Source organism: Mycobacterium simulans (assembly GCF_900232995.1).
GTDB lineage: Bacteria > Actinomycetota > Actinomycetes > Mycobacteriales > Mycobacteriaceae > Mycobacterium > Mycobacterium simulans.
In genome coordinates this window covers 784109-789158 of the sequence record NZ_OCVX01000007.1, presented here as the reverse complement: position 1 = coordinate 789158, position 5050 = coordinate 784109, and the positions used below count along the sequence as shown (strand labels likewise).

General features: G+C 66.7%; 4 protein-coding genes and 1 pseudogene. 2 read left to right on the top strand and 3 right to left on the bottom strand.

Annotated features, from left to right (window positions below; all coding sequences use genetic code 11):
- On the bottom strand, positions 1 to 1003 hold a 1003-nt coding region (locus tag MSIMFI_RS25715; RefSeq protein WP_191499851.1), incomplete at its 3' end, for a PE family protein.
- Between the two features lie 199 nt (positions 1004 to 1202).
- Here MSIMFI_RS25715 and MSIMFI_RS25710 point away from each other — a divergent pair.
- Positions 1203 to 2894 carry a sensor histidine kinase gene (locus tag MSIMFI_RS25710; protein ID WP_191499708.1) on the top strand — a complete coding sequence of 564 codons (1692 nt, stop codon included), beginning with the start codon at positions 1203 to 1205 and terminating at the stop codon, positions 2892 to 2894.
- A complete protein-coding gene (locus tag MSIMFI_RS25705) occupies positions 2876 to 3571 on the top strand; it encodes a response regulator (protein ID WP_191499707.1) in 696 nt (231 codons plus the stop codon). The genes MSIMFI_RS25710 and MSIMFI_RS25705 overlap by 19 nt, the downstream gene beginning before the upstream one ends.
- On the opposite strand, the pseudogene MSIMFI_RS28645 reads toward MSIMFI_RS25705, so the two are convergent.
- A pseudogene (locus tag MSIMFI_RS28645) lies at positions 3487 to 4730 on the bottom strand (hypothetical protein); the annotation flags it as partial. The gene MSIMFI_RS25705 and the pseudogene MSIMFI_RS28645 sit on opposite strands and share 85 nt — an antisense overlap.
- A gap of 33 nt (positions 4731 to 4763) precedes the next feature.
- The coding region (locus tag MSIMFI_RS25690; protein ID WP_191499704.1) for a zinc ribbon domain-containing protein at positions 4764 to 5050 on the bottom strand (287 nt) is incomplete at its 5' end.

The following is a 5050-nucleotide window of genomic DNA, read 5'->3' as shown; positions in this document are numbered from 1 at the left end:
GCCGCGCGCGGGCGCGCGCCCGCCCCCCCCCCCCCCCCCGGGGGCCCCCCCCCGCGCCCCCCCCCCCCCCCCCGCCCCCCCGTTCCCGGGCGGGGGCGCGGGACCCAATTGCCCCCCTTTGGGGTGGGGGGGCGGGGGTGTGCCCCCCTTCCCCGCCGCTCCCGCCGTTGACGCCTGCGCTGCCGGGTTGCCCTGGACCGCCCTTCCCGCCGATGACAGTGCCGGCCTTGTTGACTTGATTACTGCTACCTGCCGCGCCATTCAGGTTTGGGTCGCTTGTGGGTGTCGGGTTGACCGCGTCTACCCCGGACAGGCCGGCGCCGCCGTTCCCGCCGTGACCACCCGAGCCCCACAACGCGGCATTGCCTCCAGCTCCCCCGCTGCCGCCGGTCATGGCGACCGACGTCGCGTTCCCGCCGTTGCCACCGTTACCGCCGTGACCGTACAGCCAGCCACCGCTCCCGCCGGTCCCGCCGTTCGCGCCGGCGCCGCCGGCCCCACCCGCACCACCGTTGCCGATCAGCCCGGCCGCGCCGCCGGCGCCCCCGGCCTGGCCCGCACCGCCGGACCCGCCGTCGCCGCCGTTGCCCAGCAAGATCCCGCCGGCTTCGCCGGTCGCGCCGGAGCCCGGCGCCGCGTCGGCCCCACTGCCGATTAGTGGGCGACCCACCAGTGCCTCGGTCGGCGCGTTAATCACGTTGAGTAGCTGCTGCATCGGTGACGCGTTGCTCGCTTCGGCGGCCGCATAGCTGGCGGAAGTCGAACTGAGGGCCCATACAAACTGGTCGTGAAACTCCGTCGCCTGAGCGCTTAGCTGCTGATAGGCCTGGCCGTGCCCGGAGAAGAGCGACGCCAGTGCTACCGACACCTCGTCGGCACCTGCAGCCAACACCGCCGTGGTCGGGGCAGCTGCCGCCGCGTTTGCCGAACGCAGTGTCGAACCGATACCCGCCACATCCGCCGCTGCCCTCGCAACTATTTCCGGAGTGACCAACACGAACATCCTTCGACCCCTTTGTTCGACGGGATTTCGTTACTGAGTCGTTATTCGGCTCACCGATTACTGTCGGTCCCGGATTGCAGCGGGTGTATGGGACAAATAACCGATTTGGTGGATGAAATTTCCTCCCCCTTTTGGAGGAGCGGGCATCCGTTTATCGACTTTTGCGCATTTTGCTCAGCCGGCATGGTAGGGTTCCCGAATGGCCTCCAAGGGTCGCATCGACTTGCGGCTCGCCAGCCGGGTATTGCTGCTGCAACTTGTGCTCGTGACGCTGACGTTGGTTGTCGCATTCGGGTTGTTCGCACAGTTCAATCGACACCGCTTGGACCTCCAGTACGGAGTTCATGCGTTGGATATCGCCCGCGTTGTGGCCTCTTCCCCAACGGTCGTCAATAACATCGGTCACTACGACAACACACCGCCGAACCCAACCCCCGAACTAATCGGCGAGTTGGCGACCGGTCCGCTCCAAGGCGTCGCCTCACGAGTTGAGCAACGCACCCATGTGCAGTTCGTCGTTATCGCCAACACGAACGGCATTAGGCTCGCGCATCCCCATCGCGACCAGTTGGGCCGCAAGGTCAGTACCGATCCCGCCGAGGTGTTGGCAGGACATGAGGAGGTGCTGCATCAATCCGGCACCCTCGGGCGCTCGATCGTCGCTAAAGTCCCAGTGCTGGAACAGGGTTCGGATCGTGTGCTGGGGATGGTCAGCGTTGGCATCTCCACGAAGGCATTCGATGAACAGTTTTCGCACAATCTTCGCGTGTTGGCCCCGCTTGGAGGTGCGGCCCTGCTGATCGGTGTCGGCGGTTCTGTGATGCTGGCCCGGCGGTGGCGTGGACTCACCCTGGGTCTGCGGCCCGCCGAAATGGCAGAGCTGGTGCGAACGCAGGCCGCGGTCCTGCATGGCATTGACGAGGGTGTGCTTGCGGCCGATACGACCGGGAGTATCACCTTCGTCAACGACGAGGCACGCCGGCTGCTCAGGATCGGCAACGAACAGGGCCGCCGCATCGACGACGTCGGGTTGACTCCGCGAGTCCTCGACGTGTTCAAGGCCGCCGACGCCGCGCCCACGTTGGCTACCGTCGGCGAGCGGATAGTGGTGGTCTCGGCGCGACCGGTCTCGCGTGAGGGGCGCGAGCTAGGAACCGTGCTGGTGGTGCGGGACCGCACCGATGTCGAGTCATTGACGCGGCAGCTCGACGCGGTGCAGGTAATGAGCACGGCGTTGCGCGCACAGCGCCACGAGTTCGCCAACCGTCTGCATCTGCTGAACGGGCTGTTGCACGGCGGTCACGTCGAGGAGGGGTTGCAGTATCTAGAGGAGCTGCTCGGTTCGGGTCCGTTGGGATCCTCCCTAGCTGGCGTTGACTCCATCCGCGACACTCACTTGCAGGCATTCCTGGCCGCCAAGGCCGCTGCCGCCCGGGAAGCCGGTGTGACTCTGAAAATTGGGGAGAACACCTGGGTATCGGGTCGGCTGGAACTGCCCGTGGACGTCACCACTGTGGTGGGCAACTTGGTCGACAACGCGATCGACGCCGCGCGAACGAGCGCTAACACGACCAAAGAAGTGGAAGTCGAACTGCTGCAAGAGGGTTCGACGCTGCATGTGACGGTGGCCGATAGCGGTGACGGCGTCGCGCCCGACTTCGTTGAGCAGCTGTTCACCGAAGGCAGGACGACAAAGCCGGACTCCGGGATACCCGGTGGGCGCGGTATCGGATTGGCATTGTCGCGCCAAATCAGCCGTTCCCTCGGTGGCGACCTATGGCTGTCGAGCCCCGGCAATCCCGACGCACAGCTAGGACTTTCCGGCGCGGAGTTCATTGCCCGACTGCCGGGCGTGATGGCAGAGGAGGAGCAATGGGCGGCGCAGACCTGACCGTGCTGGTGGTCGACGACGACTTCCGCGTCGCCAATTTGCACGCCGGAATCGTCAATGCCATGCCCGGTTTCACGGTCACCGCTACCGCGAATACCCTCGCGGCCGCGCGAGAGGCCGAGCCCGTCGACCTCGCCCTGGTCGACGTGTACCTCCCCGACGGATCCGGAATCGACTTCGTGCGCGAACTGCGCGGTGACGCCATGGTGCTAACTGCCGCAACCGAAGCCGACACGATCCGCGCTGCCATGGCGGCCGGCGCTGTGAGCTACTTGGTCAAGCCGTTCGCGACCACCGACCTCGCCGCCCGGCTATCGGGCTATGCCCGCTTTCGCAAGATATTGGCCGGCCCCAATCTCCGCGCGGGCGACGTGGACGCGGCACTGGATGCGCTGCGCCCCAGGATCGCTCCCGTTCAGTCGTCGGCGACCGCGGCCTCGCCCACCAAACAGCTTGTGCTACAGGCTTTGCAAGCATCCGAGACACCAATGTCGGCGGCGGAGGTCTCCGTGACCATCGGCATTTCAAGGGCAACAGCCCAACGCTACTTGGCGGCGTTGGCCAACACCGGTGAGGTCAGCGTCGGGCTGCGTTACGGCACCACTGGGAGGCCTGAGCAAGAATTCGTAGCCAGGGAGATTGCGGCCAACCGATCCAACCGAGATGCCACGCGTTGACCGTCAGGGCGTGACCAGCCTGGCGTGGCGCTGAGCGAGAATTCGTCCAGAGTGCTCAAAAGATCCTGCCGCAAAACATCATTCGTGTTGCAGTAGCCCGGTTGATACGCAAGGAGCGAGATGAAGATTCGGCCGTGCACTCGTCCCGAGACCAATGCCAACCGTCCACCGGTGCGATGCATCATCGCGGTGGTAACGCCAGGAAAGAGCGACATCATGGCGAAGTGATCGGCGTCGGTGCCGTCCAGCCGGGCGACGGTTGGGTCGATCTCCCCGAGATTGGATGCGACGACGGTGCTCGGGGTGCCGGCGGCGACGCTGACCAGATTCCTGACCAGACGCTTGGGTAACAAAGGAATTAGGGGCATCAAGGCCCATCGTTCGTTAGGCACCTCACGGTGGCGGATCAGTGCTTGCTTGATCGTGGCCCGCATCTCGCGCAGGTCCGTCGTTCCGGGGACGCGGTCGACGGTGATGTCGACATTCGTGACCGCGTTGGCGCGGGTGTCGCCTGAGGTGCGCTCGTTGACAGGCATCGCCAACGTGAGTGAGCCGTCCGCGGCAACCCGTCCCACTCGCCGGGCGAGGCGGGCTGCCACCGCCGCGAACAGGGCATTGCTGGTCGCGCCGCGGATGTGTGCGCAAATGTCCCAGTCGTCGGCATCGACAAAGACGGTTGCCATCGGCAGCGTGATGGTTCGTCCGGCGTGGTGTGCCGGGCAGGTGCTGGCGTGGCAGCCGTCGCACGCGCGCGGTCGCGCCGGCCGAGCCGTGCCGCGGCGGCGAGAGCGGGGCCGAAGCCCGGAACGTCGCGCACGGTTTGACGGGCGTCTTCGCGCAATGCCTTCGACCACCGACGTGACCCGGCGGCGGGCCAGCTGGCCGCGACGTCGCGGCCGCAAGCCGCGTCGGCCAATGCCTGGCACAACCCGAGGCCGTCGGCCAGGCAATGCGAGATGACCAGGCTTACGCCCGCGCCGCCGTCGGTGAACGGCAGCACCGCGAGGTGCCAGGCGGGCCCGTGTTCGGCATCCACGGGCGAGCCGGCCTGCTCGGTGAGCCAAGCGTCGAACTCGGCCCGCGGCCGCGCCGACGCGACGATCTCGAGTTCGGGCACGCGATCGGGTGACACCCAGCGATGTCGGCCGAACGGCAGTGACTTCTCCGGCGGCTGGAAGCCGCCGGCTTCTTCTCACGCTGCTTGAGCGTGAAGGGCCAGCCCGGCCCGTAGGATGTTGCGCGCGGCCATCTCGTCCGCTTGCGCGCGATGCGAGCACCGCTGGCAGACGAACGCCGCTTGGGTGACCCGGTTGTGGGCGGCTGCGTACCCACATTCCTCGCAGCCATCCGAGGTGTGCCGGGGGTCGACCTCGATCCAGATACGCCCAGCATCTTCCGCTTTGGCGCGCAGAATCAAAACGAAGCCACCCCAGCCCGCGTCCCCAATACTGCGTGAAAGCCCGGACTTCGCCCGGGCGC

Bases quoted from the DNA above. Each gene is read 5' to 3' on its own strand.
- MSIMFI_RS25710 (WP_191499708.1), top strand. From the start codon at position 1,203: ATGGCCTCCAAGGGTCGCATCGACTTGCGGCTCGCCAGCCGGGTATTG.
- MSIMFI_RS25705 (WP_191499707.1), top strand. From the start codon at position 2,876: ATGGGCGGCGCAGACCTGACCGTGCTGGTGGTCGACGACGACTTCCGC.